This window comes from Pseudomonas sp. W4I3, assembly GCF_030816195.1.
GTDB lineage: Bacteria > Pseudomonadota > Gammaproteobacteria > Pseudomonadales > Pseudomonadaceae > Aquipseudomonas.
The window spans coordinates 723,335-739,561 of record NZ_JAUSXS010000001.1; the positions used below are offsets into that span (position 1 = coordinate 723,335).

Annotated in this window: 14 protein-coding genes and 1 pseudogene; 11 read left to right on the forward strand and 4 right to left on the reverse strand. The window is 59.5% G+C overall.

Translation table 11 applies throughout. The annotated features are described in order from the left end of the window. Positions 1–55: 55 nt before the first annotated feature. Positions 56–2,851, forward strand: coding sequence for a DNA polymerase I (gene polA / locus QF045_RS03350; RefSeq protein ID WP_306491050.1), 2,796 nt, complete (start codon positions 56–58; stop codon positions 2,849–2,851). Between the two features lie 266 nt (positions 2,852–3,117). Here the strand turns inward: polA and yihA are convergent, their stop codons facing one another. Beyond that, a complete protein-coding gene (gene yihA / locus QF045_RS03355) occupies positions 3,118–3,759 on the reverse strand; it encodes a ribosome biogenesis GTP-binding protein YihA/YsxC (RefSeq protein ID WP_042943980.1) in 642 nt (213 codons plus the stop codon). A 266-nt stretch (positions 3,760–4,025) separates the two neighbouring features. Between yihA and QF045_RS03360 the strand changes: the two are divergent. The 6 genes and pseudogenes from QF045_RS03360 to QF045_RS03385 all read left to right on the forward strand — a co-directional run bounded on the left by QF045_RS03360 (position 4,026) and on the right by QF045_RS03385 (position 9,426). After that, positions 4,026–4,173: pseudogene (locus QF045_RS03360) on the forward strand (cytochrome C). Between the two features lie 33 nt (positions 4,174–4,206). Beyond that, a complete protein-coding gene (locus QF045_RS03365; RefSeq protein WP_124384503.1) occupies positions 4,207–4,818 on the forward strand; it encodes a cytochrome c4 in 612 nt (203 codons plus the stop codon). A 168-nt stretch (positions 4,819–4,986) separates the two neighbouring features. Next, on the forward strand, positions 4,987–5,622 hold the full coding sequence (dsbA, locus tag QF045_RS03370) for a thiol:disulfide interchange protein DsbA (RefSeq protein WP_306491051.1): 636 nt from the start codon (positions 4,987–4,989) through the stop codon (positions 5,620–5,622). 10 nt (positions 5,623–5,632) lie between these two features. Further along, positions 5,633–6,511 (forward strand): endonuclease/exonuclease/phosphatase family protein, encoded by an 879-nt coding sequence (locus tag QF045_RS03375; RefSeq protein WP_306491052.1) that lies wholly within the window; start codon positions 5,633–5,635, stop codon positions 6,509–6,511. Further along, positions 6,508–8,562 (forward strand): diguanylate cyclase, encoded by a 2,055-nt coding sequence (locus QF045_RS03380; RefSeq protein WP_306491053.1) that lies wholly within the window; start codon positions 6,508–6,510, stop codon positions 8,560–8,562. Before QF045_RS03375 ends, QF045_RS03380 begins: the two co-directional genes overlap by 4 nt. Positions 8,563–8,649: 87 nt before the next feature. Then, on the forward strand, positions 8,650–9,426 hold the full coding sequence (locus QF045_RS03385) for an N-acetylmuramoyl-L-alanine amidase (RefSeq protein WP_306491054.1): 777 nt from the start codon (positions 8,650–8,652) through the stop codon (positions 9,424–9,426). A gap of 116 nt (positions 9,427–9,542) precedes the next feature. On the opposite strand, the gene QF045_RS03390 is transcribed toward QF045_RS03385, so the two are convergent. Together QF045_RS03390 and algB are read right to left on the reverse strand one after the other, a co-directional pair. Further along, the gene (locus tag QF045_RS03390; protein WP_306491055.1) at positions 9,543–11,330 is read right to left on the reverse strand and encodes an ATP-binding protein; all 1,788 of its coding nucleotides are present in this window, start codon (positions 11,328–11,330) and stop codon (positions 9,543–9,545) included. 10 nt (positions 11,331–11,340) lie between these two features. After that, complete coding sequence (algB, locus tag QF045_RS03395; RefSeq protein WP_124384508.1) at positions 11,341–12,687, reverse strand: sigma-54-dependent response regulator transcription factor AlgB; 1,347 nt, start codon at positions 12,685–12,687, stop codon at positions 11,341–11,343. Positions 12,688–13,088: 401 nt separating this feature from the next. On the opposite strand from algB, the gene QF045_RS03400 reads away from it, so the two are divergent. The 3 genes from QF045_RS03400 (at position 13,089) to QF045_RS03410 (ending at position 14,086) form a co-directional block, all read left to right on the forward strand. Then, positions 13,089–13,373: a hypothetical protein gene (locus tag QF045_RS03400; RefSeq protein WP_306491056.1), complete on the forward strand. Its 285-nt coding sequence runs from the start codon at positions 13,089–13,091 to the stop codon at positions 13,371–13,373. 78 nt (positions 13,374–13,451) lie between these two features. Then, complete coding sequence (locus QF045_RS03405; protein ID WP_003170804.1) at positions 13,452–13,616, forward strand: DUF1328 domain-containing protein; 165 nt, start codon at positions 13,452–13,454, stop codon at positions 13,614–13,616. Positions 13,617–13,618: 2 nt separating this feature from the next. After that, entirely contained in the window at positions 13,619–14,086 is a 468-nt protein-coding gene (locus QF045_RS03410) for an inhibitor of vertebrate lysozyme family protein (RefSeq protein ID WP_306491057.1), read from the forward strand. A gap of 161 nt (positions 14,087–14,247) precedes the next feature. Here QF045_RS03410 and QF045_RS03415 read toward each other — a convergent pair whose 3' ends face one another. After that, positions 14,248–14,481, reverse strand: a complete 234-nt coding sequence (locus QF045_RS03415; RefSeq protein ID WP_306491058.1) for a hypothetical protein — start codon at positions 14,479–14,481, stop codon at positions 14,248–14,250. Between the two features lie 318 nt (positions 14,482–14,799). On the opposite strand from QF045_RS03415, the gene gltP reads away from it, so the two are divergent. Next, positions 14,800–16,131, forward strand: a complete 1,332-nt coding sequence (gene gltP / locus QF045_RS03420; protein ID WP_306491059.1) for a glutamate/aspartate:proton symporter GltP — start codon at positions 14,800–14,802, stop codon at positions 16,129–16,131. Positions 16,132–16,227: the final 96 nt, after the last annotated feature.

Below are 16,227 nucleotides of genomic sequence, written 5' to 3' on the forward strand. Positions count from 1 at the left end.
TTTCATTGGTCCGGCTATTCTAGCGCCTGACCCGCCGAAAAGGTTGATCCTGCTCATGAGCCAAGCGCCCCTCGTCCTGGTGGACGGTTCTTCTTATCTGTACCGCGCCTTTCACGCGCTGCCACCGCTGACCACCTCCAAAGGCCTGCCGACCGGTGCGGTCAAGGGCGTGCTGAACATGCTCAAGAGCCTGCGCAAGCAATATCCGGACAGCCCGTTCGCCGTGGTGTTCGACGCCAAGGGCGGGACCTTTCGCGATGAAATGTTCGCCGATTACAAGGCCAATCGCCCAAGCATGCCCGACGACATGCGCCTGCAGATCGAGCCCCTGCACCAGAGCGTGATCGCCCTGGGCTTCCCGTTGCTGTGCGTCGAAGGCGTGGAAGCCGATGACGTGATCGGCACCCTGGCCCGCAGCAGTGCCGCCGCTGACCGTCCGGTGGTGATCTCCACTGGCGACAAGGACATGGCGCAACTGGTGGATGGGCACATTACCTTGGTCAACACCATGACCGGTAGTTCGATGGACATCGAGGGCGTAAAGGAGAAATTCGGCGTCGCTCCGGAGCAGATCATCGATTATCTGGCGTTGATGGGCGATTCGTCCGACAACATCCCTGGTGTTCCAGGCATCGGCCCGAAGACCGCCTCCGGTTTGCTGGTGGGTGTGAATGGCGGCCTCAAAGAACTGTATGAGCAGTTGGACATTGTGCCGACCCTGCCGATTCGTGGTGCCAAGACGCTGCCGGCCAAGTTGGAAGAACACAAGGAAATGGCGTTCCTGTCCTATCGGCTGGCGACGATCAAAATCGACGTGCCTCTGGATATCGGCCTGGACGACTTGCACCTGATCGAGCCGGATCGCGAAAAGCTGCTTGAGTTGTACACCCTGCTTGAGTTCAAGAGCTGGTACGACGAGATTCAGCGCGATACCAAGCGGGTCGAACTCAAGGCGGCAAGCGAGGTTGCACCTGTCGCCGAGGCGCCCGTCGAGGCGGTGATATCGGTGCCGGTGGAGGCTGTCTACACCACCATCCTTGACCAGGCCACGTTCGATCTCTGGATGAAGAAACTCAACGATGCGCCGTTGTTTGCCTTCGATACCGAAACCACCGGAATTGATGCGCAACGGGCACAGTTGGTTGGGGTCTCGTTCGCGGTGCAGCCTCATGAAGCCGCGTATGTCCCGCTGGCGCATGCCTATACCGGCGCGCCGGAGCAGTTGGACCGTGACACCGTGCTGCTGGCGTTGAAGCCGTTGCTGGAAGACCCGACCAAGCTCAAGGTCGGCCAGCACGCCAAGTTCGACATGAATATCCTGGCCAACTGCGCCATCGGTGGCGACCCTGCAGAGGGCATCACCGTGCGCGGCATCGCGTTCGATACCATGCTCGAATCCTACGTGCTGAACTCCACCGCGACCCGCCATGACATGGACAGCCTGGCGAAGAAGTACCTGGACCACGACACCGTCAGCTTCCAGGACATCGCCGGCAAGGGCGCCAAACAGCTGACATTCGACCAGATCGCCCTCGAGCAAGCCGGCCCGTACGCGGCTGAAGATGCTGATGTGACGTTGCGCCTGCACCAGAAACTGCATGCGCAGCTGGCGGCGATCCCGAGCCTGGCCAGCGTGCTGACGGACATCGAGATACCCCTGGTGCCGGTGCTGGCGCGTATTGAGCGTCAGGGCGCCTTGGTGGACAAGGACCTGCTCGGCATCCAGAGCATCGAGCTGGGCAACAAGATGGTCGAGCTGGAACGCCAGGCATTCGAGATCGCGGGTGAGGAGTTCAACCTGGGTTCGCCCAAGCAGCTCGGGGCGATTCTCTACGAGAAGCTCGGCATGCCGGTGTTGAAAAAGACCGGCAAGGGGCAAGCCTCCACCGCCGAGGAAGTGCTGGCCAAACTGGCCGAGGATGATTTCCCGTTGCCCAAGGTACTGATGCAGTACCGCAGCATGAGCAAGCTCAAAAGCACCTATACCGACCGCCTGCCGGAACAGATCAACCCACGTACCGGGCGTATTCATACGTCTTACCACCAGGCGGTGGCGGCGACCGGGCGTCTGTCCTCCAGCGATCCGAACCTGCAGAACATCCCGGTGCGCACCGCCGAAGGCCGACGCATTCGCCAGGCGTTTGTCGCGCCCAAGGGCTACAAGCTGCTGGCAGCGGACTATTCGCAGATCGAACTGCGGATCATGGCGCACCTGTCCAAGGATGAAGGGCTGATGAACGCCTTTCGCAACGACCTGGACGTGCACACCGCCACGGCTGCCGAGGTGTTCAAGGTTGAATTGACAGAGGTCACGTCCAACCAGCGCCGTAGCGCCAAGGCGATCAACTTCGGCCTGATCTACGGCATGGGTGCCCAGAAGCTTGGCAAGGACATCGGCGTCGACACCAAGACCGCCAAGGCCTATATCGATGTGTACTTTGCCCGCTACCCCGGCGTGCGTGAGTACATGGAGCGCACCCGTGCCCAGGCGGCGGATCAGGGCTACGTGGAAACCTTCTTCGGGCGGCGTCTGTACTTGCCGGATATCAACTCCAACAAGCCTCAGGAACGCGCGGCGGCCGAACGCACCGCAATCAATGCGCCGATGCAGGGCACGGCAGCGGACATCATCAAGAAAGCCATGGTGAAGGTGGACAACTGGCTGACCGAGTCGGGCTTGGACGCCAAGGTGATCCTGCAGGTGCACGACGAACTGGTACTGGAGGTGCGCGAAGACCTGATCGCAGAGGTCAGCGAGAGGATCCGCGAACACATGAGCGCCGCGGCTGAGCTGGACGTGCCGTTGGTGGTGGACGTGGGTGTTGGCGATAACTGGGACGAGGCCCACTGATTCTGCGGCTTCGCCATTACCGAGGATGGCGAAGCGCTTTAGAACGGAAACCGCTGTCAGTTATTTCCAAGTGTTTTTTGAACCTGCCGGAACTTAACCTGTGAACCGCCACTCAGAGTTACTGAATGGGTGGTGAAGCCCTTCAATGCTCCTATGTTGTGTTAAGTGTTGGCAGATATCTGGACCCCGCCCTAGCGGTCCGGAACTTGGACCCCGAACTTCCCCTCCCCATACGAAGTCCGGGGTTTTTTTTGCCTGCGCAAAAGTTACTCGGCGATTTCCGCGCCCTTGTCGGCCAGTTCCATCCAGCCGGCCAGTACCGTGTAGGCGTCTTCCAGGCCCATGCGCTTTGGCGCCGAGAACAGCTGGATAGTGATCGCATCGCCCCAGCCCTTACGGATTTCGGACTGCACTTTGAGCAGGGTGTTCTTGGCCGCGCCGTAGGTCAGCTTGTCGGCCTTGGTCAGCAGGATATGCATCGGCATGCCGCTGGCGACTGCCCAATCGAGCATCAACAGGTCGAAATCGGTCATTGGATGACGGATGTCCATCATCAGAATCAAACCCTTCAAACTCTCCCGGCCACCCAGGTAAGCCTCCAGGTGACGCTGCCAGTGCAGCTTCAGCGGGATAGGAACTTTTGCATAACCGTAGCCTGGCAGGTCGACCAGACGCCGATCATCGTCTAGCTTGAAGAAATTGAGCAGTTGCGTGCGACCTGGGGTTTTCGAGGTGCGCGCAAGGCTGGCGTGGGTCAGGGTGTTCAGTGCGCTGGACTTGCCAGCGTTGGAACGGCCGGCAAAGGCAACTTCAAAGCCTTCGTCATCGGGGCATTGGTCCACTTTGGCGGCGCTGAGCATGAAGGTGGACTGTTGGCACAGGCCGAGGATGGGGTTCTTGAGTTGCATGAGATTTCCGATGTGGGCGGTGCCGAAAAAGGGTGCGGCAAGCGGTGTCGTTTCCGTTTCAGTAGCGCCAGTATATAATGCCGCAGATTTTGTGTGTGCTTTGTCCCAGCGAAGGATGAAGTTCACGGGAGCGAAAGACCTTCATTGCGCATTAGAACGCAAAACGCTCTCAAACCCTGAAAAGGTCGATGTATGACCGGATGGTGACTCGCTTCGGTGTCCTGAGCGCACGTTAGGGCAACAAGGCTACACAGGAACCGGAAGCGCTGTACAACCGAGTTTGCGTGGTCACGCTGGTGCAACGCGTGACCCGGGGTTTCAAGGCAATGCCGCCGCGTGGTTTGTGCATGGACTGCAGTACTGAGGATTACCAGGCCATCATTTGAGTTGATGGTGAGTAAACCCGGTAGATAACTCTTAAACCCTTAGCCGTAGTTGGATTAGCTGATGAACAAACTGATCGTGAGTCTGCTGTTGACCTTGGGCATCACCGGTGTTGCCCATGCTGCAGGCGACGCTACCGCAGGGCAGGCGAAAGCCGCCGTGTGTGGTGCTTGCCACGGACCGGACGGTAACAGCCCGGCACCTAACTTTCCCAAACTGGCTGGCCAGGGTGAACGCTACCTGACCAAGCAGATGCACGACATCAAGGATGGCAAGCGCGTGGTGCTGGAAATGACCGGTTTGCTGGCCAACTCCAGCGATCAGGACATGGCTGATATTGCGGCCTATTTTGCCAGTCAGAAAGGCAGCGTGGGAGCTGCTGATCCGAAACTGGTCGCCCGTGGCGAGAAGTTGTTTCGTGGCGGTGACCTGGACAAAGGCCTGCCCGCCTGTACCGGCTGCCATTCGCCAAATGGCGCAGGCAACGCCGCGGCAGGCTTTCCGCACCTGAGTGGTCAGCACGCTACTTACATCGCCAAACAGTTGACCGACTTCCGCAAGGAAGAAGCCGGCCGGGCCAACGATGGCGACGCGATGACCATGCGCACCATCGCCCGCAAATTGAGCGACGAAGACATTGCGGCAATTTCCAGCTACATCCAGGGCCTGCACTGACAGCCTGCGACGTTAACGCTCGATTAATCCAGCGATGCAAGCATAAAAAGGGTGGCTTAGGCCGCCCTTTTTTGTGGCTGCTGCCGTTACACTAACGAACTCATGTCCGCGTAGACCTGTCACACCTAAAGGTCGCGTGAGGCGACTTTATTTGTCCAGGAGTAAAGCATGCGTAATCTGATCCTCAGCGTCGCTCTCGTCACTGCCAGTCTCTTCGGCATGACCGCACAGGCTGCCGACGTGCCGCTTGAAGCCGGTAAAACCTACGTCGAATTGGCTAACCCGGTGCCGGTTTCGGTACCCGGCAAGATCGAAGTGGTGGAGCTGTTCTGGTACGGCTGCCCGCATTGCTACGCCTTTGAGCCAACCATCAACCCTTGGGCCGAAAAACTGCCCAAGGACGTGAATTTCAAACGCATTCCGGCCATGTTCGGCGGCCCATGGGATGCCCACGGCCAACTGTTCCTGACCCTGGAAGCCATGGGTGTGGAGCATAAGGTTCACAACGCGGTGTTCAACGCGATCCAGAAAGAAGGCAAGCGCCTGACCAAGCCAGACGAAATGGCTGACTTCGTTGCCACCCAAGGCGTCGACAAGGACAAATTCCTGGCCACCTTCAACTCCTTCGCCATTCAGGGCCAGATCAAACAGGCCAAGGAACTCGCGCAGAAGTATGGCGTACAAGGCGTACCGACCCTGATCGTCAACGGCAAGTACCGTTTCGACCTGGGTAGCACCGGTGGCCCTGAAGAGACTCTCAATGTTGCCGACCAGCTGATCGCCAAAGAGCGCGCAGCCAAGTAAGGGGCTCGCCATGCGCCGCTGGGGTACCGAACGCGTCGTAGGCCTGCATGACGCGCAGGTCAACGAACATCACCTGGAAACCACAGGTCTGCCGGCAGACAGTCGCCTGCGCCTGCTCAGCTTCAATATCCAGGTGGGTAACAGTACCGAGAAATATCGGCACTACCTCACGCGTGGCTGGCAGCACGTGCTGCCCCACAAGGGGCGCACCACAAATCTGCAGAAAATCGGCGACCTGCTCAGCGACTTCGACTTGGTTGCCTTGCAGGAGGCCGACGGCGGCAGCCTGCGCTCCGGCTACATCAATCAGGTGGAGCACTTGGCCCAGCTTGGCGCCTTCCCTTATTGGTACCAGCAACTCAATCGCAACCTCGGGCGCCTGGCGCAGCACAGCAATGGTGTACTCAGTCGCTTGAAGCCGACCGTCATCGAGGATCATCCGTTGCCGGGCCCCAAGGGGCGTGGCGCGATCCTTGTGCGGTTTGGCGAAGGTCCGGAAGCGTTGGTAGTGGTGATGATGCACCTGGCCCTCGGCGGGCGTACGCGCAACCTCCAATTGGCCTACGTGCGCGACCTGATTGGCAATTACAAGCACCAGGTGCTGATGGGTGACATGAACACCCATGCCACTGACCTGCTGCAGAATTCCCCGCTGCGCGACCTCGGCTTACTGGCACCGCAAGTCGAAGCCACGTTTCCCAGTTGGCGTCCGCAGCGCTGTCTGGACCATATCCTGCTCAGCCCGACCCTCACGCTGGAAAGTGTGCAGGTTCTGGCGCAGCCCATTTCCGATCACCTGCCGGTCGCGGTAGAGATTCGTCTGCCGGGTTCGCTCACGGCTGATGCATTACCCGCGTTGAGCCCAGGTCCTCGCGGACCTCTTGCATGAGCGACGACGCCCAGCGCTGGAAAGAAAAATACCTGCAAAGCATCGAGCAGCAAGACAAGCTCGAGCGCCGCTGGGCCGCCCGTCTCGACCTGCTGCGCCGGGGGCTGGTGCGCAGCACGCTGGCGGCTGAAGGTACTGACCGCGCTGTCGATCAATGCATGAAGGAAATGCGCGATGTCGTGCGTACAGACGATATGGATGCGGCCCTCGCCGCACTGCTGCCGCGTCTGGAAAAGGCCGTGCTGGATTCGGAGCAGCGCCGCGAAACCCGGGTTGACCAGATAAGTACTGCCCTCACCGCGCTGGTCGCGCAGTTGCAGAAACTCCCGCTGCCCCGCGAGGTGGCGCGCCCCCTGAAAACCTTCGCCAAGCAGCTCGACGGTCGAGTTGGGCAGGCGCGGGAAATACCGCTGCTGCTCAGCGAGTTGAGCAGCCTGCAAGAGCAGGCGCTGCATAACCTGGAGCCAGACGGCGAAATCTCGCGCTCCGGGCCTGGATTGTTGCAGCGCCTGTTTGGTGCGAAAGAAGCCTCCACTGAAACCCCCGCGCCTGAGCCCGAACCTCTGCCTGCGGCAAAACCCGTTGCCCCCACACCTGCACCGGAGTCTCCAGAGCCGGACCAGTCCGAGGAGCTGACACAAGCCTTGCGGGCGTTCGCACCGTTGCCGCAAGCACTGAGCCCCTCAGAGCCTGAGCCCGTCGTGGCTGTCGAAGAGCCAGCGCCAGCCAGCACAACGTTTGAATTCCAAGCCCCTGCCCAAACAGCGCCTGTGCTGGTACCTGACGCAACCCCAGAACCTGCCGCGCCTGAAGCGCCGGTCGAGGAAGCCGCTCCCGAAAGCGCACTGGCTGCCTTCATCGAAACGCCGCAAGCCCCAGTCGACACGCCTGAAGAAACGCTCATCGGCAGCCTGTCGCTCCCGCCGGTATTGAATACCGCAGAGCCTGATCCCGACGCATTGGAATCGGATGGTCTATACGCCCTGCCCGATTCGCCCGAGCCTTCCTACAGCTCGGTTGCCAAGCATATTGAAGACACCTTGCTCGGCCTGCTGGAAGACCTGTCCCTTCCCGAGCGCCACCGGCCCCAGGCCGAAGCCATGCGCGAGCGCCTTGTCCATGGCTTGAACTGGTACGAGTTGCTGCCGATCCTGGATGACCTGGCAGTGCTGATGCTGGCCGTCACCGACAGCGGCCAGCATGAGTTCGAGGCTTACCTCAAACAGCTCAATGATCGCCTTGAGGCATTCCAGGGCCACCTGCAGGTGGCCAGCGAGGGCCATGCCGACAGCCGTACCGCCGCGCTGGAGCTGGACACGCAAATCCGCGAACAGGTGGACGGCCTGCAAAGCAGCGTGCAGGACGCTGCAGATCTGGACAGCCTGAAGCAGGTGCTGGAAAGCCACCTCGAAGGTTTGCTCGGCACCATGGATGAGCATCGGCAGCAGCGCGATCAACGCGAACAGGAAGTGGCCGCACGCCTCCAGGGCCTGGCGGAGCGGGTGGCGAACATGGAGCAGGAAGCCCAGGGCTATCGCGAGCATTTGGAGATACAGCGCCAGAAGGCGTTGATCGATCCCCTCACCGGCCTGCCCAACCGTGCAGCCTGGAGTGAGCGCCTGGATCATGAGGTCAACGCCTGGCATCAGCGTGGAAACAACCTGTCACTGGCCATGCTGGACCTCGACCACTTCAAGCGTATCAATGACGGCTACGGGCACCTGGCTGGCGACAAAGTGCTGAAGATCATTGCCACTGTACTGAGCAAGCGCCTACGGCCGTCGGACTTCATCGCGCGCTTCGGCGGCGAAGAATTTGTGTTGCTGATGCCCGACTCAGCCCTGGCGGATGCCTTGGCCGTGGGTGAAGCGTTACGCGCCGCTATCGAGGCTTGCCCGTTTCACTTCAAGGGCGAGCCGGTGACCATCACGGTGTCCATGGGGGTCGCGCAGTTCCAGCCGGGCGAGCGCAGTGACCTTGCGCTCAAGCGTGCCGACGAAGCACTTTACAAGGCTAAGTCGGCGGGGCGTAACCAGGTGCAGGCGGCGTAAAAGATGTTCCATTTTGTGATTTGGCCGCCCAGGATTTGACGTTACGTTACACTGTTGCATTATCGTCCTTTGCGTATGCCTTCTCTCATGAAATCTCTCTCTATCGCCTTTGCAGTACTTCTGCTCGCCGGCTGCTCCAGCGGGCCCCGACTGAACACCAGCCATCCTTCGATCAACCATGACAACCGCGTGCAGTTCGTTGTGGTCCACTACACCTCGACCAACCTTGAGCGCTCCCTGGCGCTGTTGACCAAGGGGCAGGTCAGCAGCCACTACCTGATCGGCGATGATGCCTCAGGCACCATCTACAAGCTGGTGGATGAAAGCCAGCGCGCCTGGCATGCGGGAGAAAGCGAATGGATGGGGCGCACCTGGCTCAATTCCAGTTCCATCGGTATCGAGATCGTCAACCCAGGCTACAGTGATACCCCGACCGGGCGGGTGTGGTACCCGTATTCCGAAGCGCAGGTAAAGTCACTGGTGGAGTTGCTCAAGGACATCAGCAAGCGTAACGGGATCGATCCCAAGAACATTATTGGGCACAGCGATATCGCGCCGCTGCGCAAGCTGGACCCGGGTCCGCTGTTCCCTTGGAAGCGTCTGGCCGACGAAGGCGTTGGGATTTGGCCGGATGCGCAGGCCGTGGCTCGATTCCAGGCGCAATACGCTACGCAACTGCCGAGCATTCTCTGGTTCCAGGAAGAGCTGGCTCGCCTGGGCTATCAGACACCGCAAACCGGTGAGCTGGATGTGGCCACGCGTCATGTGCTGGCCGCATTCCAGATGCGCTTCCGTCCATCGCTGTTCGACGGAACGCCGGATGCGCAAAGTGCGGCGATCCTGCGAGTCTTGAACCAGCGCTGAGTGCCGGCACGTCATTGTGGCGAGGCGCTTGCTTTCGCTTGAGTGCGCAGCGCCCGTGAGTTGGGGCCGCTGCGCAGCCCAGCGGGAGCTTGCTCCCTCGCCACACAAGCACACGCCTACAGAGGCAGAGCCATATAGAACTGGGTTCCCTGTCCCGGCCGTGAATACACGCCCATGCGCCCGCCGTGCAATTGCACGATTTCCTTGCACAAGGCCAGCCCAAGGCCGGCGCCGCCTTTCTTGCGGCCTACCTGCACGAAAGGTTCGAAGATGCGTCCTTGCTGGCCGTACGCGATACCTTCGCCGTTGTCCTCGACACTGATAATCACCCGCTCGCCGTGACGCCGGGCCTGCAGACGAATTTGCCCGCCCTCGGCGGTGTGGCGCAGGGCGTTACCCAGTAGGTTGTCGAGCACGCGCTCCAGCTGTGCCTTGTCGGCATACAGGCGTGGCAGGTCAGATTGAGCCTCCACCAGCAGTTCGATGCTTTGCGCGTTCGCCGGCTCGGCAAATCGCGCCCGTGCATGTTCCAGCAAATCAATGACGTCGCACGGCCCGAGCGTGAGTTTCTGCAGGCCGTTCTGATAGCGCGAGAAATTGAGCAAGTCGTTGATCAACTGCATCAACCGCTGCATCTCTTCATTCACCGTATCCAGCAGGTCCGCTTCACGTGATTCAGCCGGGAACTTGGCCCGTTCGCGGAACAGGCCGAAGGCCATGTGCATGCCTGTCACCGGCGTTCGCAGCTCGTGGGAGGCTCGCAACACGAACTCGCTGCGCACCCGCTCAAAGGCACGCTGCTCGGTGACGTCATGCAGCACCATCACCGCGCCGAGGATGTGTCCCTGCGTGTGGCTGACCGGTGTCAGGCTATACGTCAGCAGGCGCAGCTCGCCCTCGACCTCCACTTCCAGATCCTCCGGCGCCCGTTCCAGATTGCCACCACGCAGCACCAGCTGCAGTTGTTCATCCATTTCCGGGCGGCCAAGGGCTTCGCTCAGGCCCTGGCCGAGCCGCTCTTCGTCCCAACCCAGTTGGCGCTGCGCGACCGGATTAAGGTGCTCAAGGTGGCCCTGGCGGTCAATCATCAGCAGGCCGTCGTCAATGCTGTCGAGCACCGCTTGCAATCGCTGTTGACCCGCGAGCAATTCATCGACATTGGTGGCCTGATGCTGACGCAGCGCTTGAGCCATGATGCCGAAGCGTCGGGTCAGCTGATTCATTTCCGCCGCCGACGATATCGGCAATGTCACCTCGAAATCACCTTGCCCGATTTTGTCGGCAGCCTTGGCCAGGGCTTCAATGGGCCCGCCGAAGCGTCGGGCGATGCCGTGGGCGGTCACGAATCCGATGATCAGCACCGCGAGGCCTACCAGCCCCAATAAGGCGGCAATCAACAGCGCACGTTCGCGGGATCTATGCTCGCTCGTGCTGATGTTTTCCAACGCCTGTTTGTGATGGACGATCAGCCCATTGCGCAGGGTATTGAAGGTTTCAGTGAGCTTCTCCTTGCTGCCCGGCGCAGGTGGTTCCTGTTGGGAACGGTCAAAGGCCTCCAACAGGTTCTGGTAATCCTCGCGTGCCTGACTGAAACCGTGGGTAATGCCGTCACGTTGTTCATGGGCGACACCCTGGTCCAGCAGGTCGAGGTAGTGCTGCTTGGAAGCTTGCAGGGCAGCGGGATCAGGACGCTTTTCGAGCATCATGATCAGTTGATCGCCCAGGCTCTGGCGCAACTTGAGGCCCAGATCCAGGGTGACGAAGTTGCTGCGAATCAACGACTCCTGGGTCTTGGCCATCTGCATGACACTGACCAGGCCCAGGAACAGCCCCAGCAGCGCCACGGTGATCAGCGCTGATATGCTCAGGAATAACCGGGTGCGCAGTTTCATCGCGAGCTTCATGAGGTACAGCTCATAAGTTGTACTGTTTGCGTTTGCGATACAGGGTTGATGCGTCGATGCCAAGGGTGCGAGCTGCTTGGTCCAACGTGTCGCTGGTGGCAAGTACCGCGCCGATGTGCGCTTTTTCCAGTTCGTCCAGGCTCAGTGCCGCACCGATGCGCGGCGCGTTGTTGGTCGGTTGTTCGGCCATGCCTAGGTGGCTGATTTCGACCTTTTCCTGCGGGCAAATGATGCTGGCGCGTTCCACCACGTTGCGCAGTTCACGGATGTTGCCGGGCCAACGATAGTTGAGCAGTGCTTCGCGCGCCTGATCGCTGAAACCGCGCGCCGGGCGGGCGTACTCCTTGACGAAGCGTGCCAGGAACCGGTCGGCCAGGGTCAGAATATCTTCACTGCGCTCGCGCAGTGGCGGCAGGTGCAGGGTGATGACGTTGAGGCGATAGAGCAGGTCTTCACGGAAGCGGCCGTCGCGCACCATGTCTTCCAGGTTCAGGTTGGTGGCGGCGAGGATGCGCACGTCAGCGCGGCGGGTAACCGGGTCACCCACGCGCTCATACTCCTTATCCTGAATAAAACGCAGCAACTTGGGCTGCAACGTGAGCGGAAAGTCGCCGATCTCATCAAGAAACAACGTGCCGCCGTCCGCCTGGTTAACCCGGCCCAAGGTACTTTCGCTGGCACCGGTAAATGCCCCGCGGCTGTGGCCGAACAATTCGCTTTCCATCAGTTCTGCGGTCAACGATGGGCAGTTGATGGTCACGCAGGATTTCTTCGAGCGCTTGCTCCAGCCGTGAATGGCCCGCGCCAGTTCCCCTTTACCGGTGCCGGACTCGCCGAGGATCAGGATATTGGCATCGGTGCCGGCGACCTGCCGTGCGGTTTCCAGCACCACCATCATGGCCGGGCTGTGAGAATCGAGGCCGTCCTTGGGCTGGCGCACCGCGCCTTCCAGCGCTTCCAATCGTGCCGAGAGCTGGCGCACTTCCAACTGCTTGGCGGTGGCCAGGCGCAACTGGTCGGGACTGCAGGGCTTGACCAGATAGTCGGCGGCGCCGGCCTGGATTGCGTCCACGGCGGTGTCCACGGCGGAGTGGGCTGTCACGATCACTACACGCATCCATGGCGCCTGAATACGCATCTGAGCCAATACATCCAGGCCATTGTCTTCGCCCAGTCGCAGGTCGAGGAAGCACAGGTCGAACACTTGGCGTTGCATCAAGGCGTCGGCCTGAGCCGCGCTGTTGGCGGTGGCAACGGTATAGCCTTCATCTTCCAGGCAATAACGGAAGGTGCGGAGGATCGCGGACTCGTCATCCACTAAAAGAATGCGGCCTTGAAGTTCCTTGGCTGATTCCATCTGTCCCGCGCTCCTTAACTATGAATGTTGGTCTTTAGTCCCAGAATAATCGGGCAAGTTGCATGGTTCATTCTGCTCGATAAAAGGCAATGTCGTGCAGCTATCTGCACATCGTCCTACATGGCCCTGTAAAAGCGCGGGGCTAGTGGCGTTTTCATGTCTTCTGGCCGGTTCGGCAACCGTGCTGCCTCCATCGATCCCCCACCCTGACCATTGGCCATCGTGCATTTCGCACGGCCCTGGGGAGGGCATCGTGCAGGATGCTGTGTTGGATAGGTACGGCTCATTTATAAGTCATTGATTTAACGGTGTTTTATTTTGTAAAAAACCTGGCATGCGCTCTGCAATAGGTACTGCATAGAGCGTCATGAACGAATAATCAGAATGCAGGAGAAAGCAGCATGACTCGCCAGAGCCTTAGCCAATTGCGTATATCGCCGCTGCACCTGCAGCAAGGTCTGTTCGCCAGCCTAGCGTTGATGGTCACCCTGATCGCCGGCCAGCAAATGCAGCATTGGCAGCAGAGTCAGCAGCAAGCCCTGCACTTCGAACGCCCTGTCATGACGCAGACCCATTTCCGTTCCGTCGCGAGCACCGCTGGCGATGTAACCGCCCCGCAACTGAGAGTGGTAGATCAGGATTCCACCCTGACCGAACTGCCCGTTCAAGAACGCTGGGTGTTCTAAGCAACAAAACGTCGCTCAAGCCGAGCGGCTGCACGGCATCACCGTTGTTACCTTTATGAAAGCTTAAGGAGAATCACCATGTTGAGTTGGGCAATCACGTTTCTGATCATCGCCATTGTGGCTGCAGTCCTGGGCTTCGGTGGTATCGCAGGCACCGCTACGGGTATCGCCAAGATTCTGTTCGTGGTTTTCCTGGTGATGTTCATCGCCTCGTTCTTCTTTGGTCGTCGCGGCCGAGGCTGAATATGACCCATCTGTCCCTCAAAGCCATTGCCGCCGCCGTGCTCTTGGGCGGCAGCGGCCTGGTGATGGCCGCCAATGACGGTCAATCCCGGGCCAACGAATTGCTCAGCACGGATGCGCAGTACCGTGAAACCTGGCAAGGCGTGGTGAAGAAAGAAGAACGCCTGCCGGAATGGGTGATGAACCTGTCGGGCACGGCTGAACAGATGAACGCTGTCGAAGAGGATGGCGATAAGTATCTGGTCGGTCCGCTGTGTGAAACGGCAGATACCTGCCTGAACAAGCGCCTGATCGTAGCCTTCAGCCTCGATAAGGAAGATGCCTACGCGATGTTGGTGGAAGTCCCGGCCGGCCTGCCGGCGGACAAGTCCCCGACGCGCCACGCCGATTACCGTTTCCTCGGTAAGCCGGACGAAGGCATGAAGAAGCTGCTGATGGAGCAGCTCAAGAAAGATCCGAATTGGTACTAGGTTCCGTCTCACGGAGCTGGCATCCATAGAAAGAAGCCTTTTCGCTTCTTTCTGTTTGCATCGCTCGCCAAGCGCGATGCATGACCAGGGGGCTGGGTTGTTCTGATCGATGAGGATCGGCGCGACCTACGGGTACAGGGAGTGCCTGCGCAAGGGCCGGGTCAGGTGAAAAGCTGCGACGCAAGTTCACAAGTCCTCAAGCTTGCTGAACTTGCGACGGGCTTATCGCTCTCATGGCCCAGTGTCATGCCGCCCGTAGTCTGAAATTTTCCTTCTGCCTCTCGCCAACCATTACCTGGTATGTCGGCGCGACCATCCATCGATAAAAATTTTCCAGCGCCATAGGCTATTTCCGACGCCAGGTGGCGGATTTTGCAGGCATTTTTACCAAACATTCGAATTCATCGAATATCTCTGTAAAGCCTGAATTGGCAGCTTCACGGCAGGTTCACCCGCTTAAATGGCGCATTCGAACTGACCGTTCAGACAATTAATTTCAAAAAAAGCCATGCCGATTCGGCATAGGGTAGGCGTTTACGGCATTAGACGTCGCTCCCTCGCATGGGAATAGTTGCGCCTTTTTTCGCCTACCAGTAAGCCATTTCGGCCAAGCTGCGGTGACCTTTCATGGAGGCAGATGCACACACTTTTTCGCTTTCGAGCGGTCCAGCTGACGCATTTGCCTTGAGTTCACTTGAAGTAAGGGTAATGACATGAAGAAGGCAAAGCTAAGCCTCGCCTGGCAGATCCTCATCGGTTTGGTGCTAGGGATCGCAATTGGTGCAGTGCTCAACCATTTCAGTGCTGAAAAGGCCTGGTGGATCAGCAACGTGCTCCAGCCGGCAGGCGATATCTTTATCCGCCTGATCAAGATGATTGTCATCCCAATCGTGATTTCCTCACTGATCGTTGGCATTGCCGGTGTTGGTGACGCGAAAAAGCTGGGTCGCATCGGCGTCAAAACCATCCTCTACTTTGAAATCGTCACCACCATCGCCATTGTGGTCGGCCTGTTGCTGGCCAACCTGTTCCATCCGGGCGCTGGCATCGACATGAGTACCCTGGGTACCGTCGACATCTCCAAGTACCAGGCGACCGCCGCCGAAGTGCAGCATGAGCATGCGTTCATCGAGACCATCCTCAACCTGATCCCGTCGAATATCTTCGCTGCCGTCGCCCGAGGCGAGATGTTGCCGATCATTTTCTTCTCGGTGCTGTTCGGCCTGGGCTTGTCGAGCCTCAAGCCGGAGCTGCGCGAGCCATTGGTGACCATGTTCCAGGGCGTGTCCGAGAGCATGTTCAAAGTCACCCACATGATCATGAAGTACGCCCCAATCGGGGTATTTGCCCTGATCGCGGTGACCGTCGCCAACTTTGGCTTTGCCTCGCTGCTGCCGTTGGCCAAGCTGGTGATCCTGGTTTACGTCGCGATTCTGTTCTTCGCGTTTGCGGTACTGGGCATGATCGCCCGCCTGTTTGGCTTCTCGATCCTCAGGCTGATCCGCATCTTCAAGGACGAGCTGGTGCTCGCCTACTCCACCGCCAGCTCCGAAACCGTGCTGCCGCGGGTGATCGAGAAGATGGAAGCCTACGGCGCGCCCAAGGCGATCTGCAGCTTCGTGGTGCCGACCGGCTACTCGTTCAATCTCGACGGTTCGACCCTGTACCAGAGCATCGCGGCAATCTTTATCGCCCAGCTGTACGGCATCGACCTGTCGATCGGCCAGCAGCTGATGTTGGTCCTGACCCTGATGGTCACCTCCAAAGGCATCGCCGGTGTGCCGGGCGTGTCCTTCGTGGTGCTGCTGGCTACCCTGGGCAGCGTGGGCATTCCACTGGAAGGCTTGGCGTTCATCGCGGGTGTCGACCGAGTGATGGACATGGCGCGCACCGCATTGAACGTGATCGGCAACGCGTTGGCTGTACTGGTCATCTCCCGCTGGGAAGGCATGTACGACGACGCCAAGGGCGAACGCTACTGGAATTCGCTTCCGCACTGGCGCAGCAAAGAGGCGCTGCCGGCCGGCGAGATCACTCGCGGCTGATCGCACGATTGGGCTGACACAAACCCCGGGTAATTCCGGGGTTTGTCGTTTCTGCCAGCCCCGCTATCATTCGCCCCATCTTTCGGGGGATTTAAC

Excerpts from the sequence above, each read along its gene's own strand:
- QF045_RS03390 (WP_306491055.1), bottom strand. The coding sequence starts at position 11,330 with ATGAAGCTCGCGATGAAACTGCGCACCCGGTTATTCCTGAGCATATCA.
- dsbA (WP_306491051.1), top strand. The coding sequence starts at position 4,987 with ATGCGTAATCTGATCCTCAGCGTCGCTCTCGTCACTGCCAGTCTCTTC.
- yihA (WP_042943980.1), bottom strand. The coding sequence starts at position 3,759 with ATGCAACTCAAGAACCCCATCCTCGGCCTGTGCCAACAGTCCACCTTC.
- algB (WP_124384508.1), bottom strand. The coding sequence starts at position 12,687 with ATGGAATCAGCCAAGGAACTTCAAGGCCGCATTCTTTTAGTGGATGAC.
- polA (WP_306491050.1), top strand. The coding sequence starts at position 56 with ATGAGCCAAGCGCCCCTCGTCCTGGTGGACGGTTCTTCTTATCTGTAC.
- QF045_RS03410 (WP_306491057.1), top strand. The coding sequence starts at position 13,619 with ATGACCCATCTGTCCCTCAAAGCCATTGCCGCCGCCGTGCTCTTGGGC.
- QF045_RS03415 (WP_306491058.1), bottom strand. The coding sequence starts at position 14,481 with ATGTTTGGTAAAAATGCCTGCAAAATCCGCCACCTGGCGTCGGAAATA.
- gltP (WP_306491059.1), top strand. The coding sequence starts at position 14,800 with ATGAAGAAGGCAAAGCTAAGCCTCGCCTGGCAGATCCTCATCGGTTTG.
- QF045_RS03400 (WP_306491056.1), top strand. The coding sequence starts at position 13,089 with ATGACTCGCCAGAGCCTTAGCCAATTGCGTATATCGCCGCTGCACCTG.
- QF045_RS03385 (WP_306491054.1), top strand. The coding sequence starts at position 8,650 with ATGAAATCTCTCTCTATCGCCTTTGCAGTACTTCTGCTCGCCGGCTGC.
- QF045_RS03380 (WP_306491053.1), top strand. The coding sequence starts at position 6,508 with ATGAGCGACGACGCCCAGCGCTGGAAAGAAAAATACCTGCAAAGCATC.
- QF045_RS03375 (WP_306491052.1), top strand. The coding sequence starts at position 5,633 with ATGCGCCGCTGGGGTACCGAACGCGTCGTAGGCCTGCATGACGCGCAG.
- QF045_RS03405 (WP_003170804.1), top strand. The coding sequence starts at position 13,452 with ATGTTGAGTTGGGCAATCACGTTTCTGATCATCGCCATTGTGGCTGCA.
- QF045_RS03365 (WP_124384503.1), top strand. The coding sequence starts at position 4,207 with ATGAACAAACTGATCGTGAGTCTGCTGTTGACCTTGGGCATCACCGGT.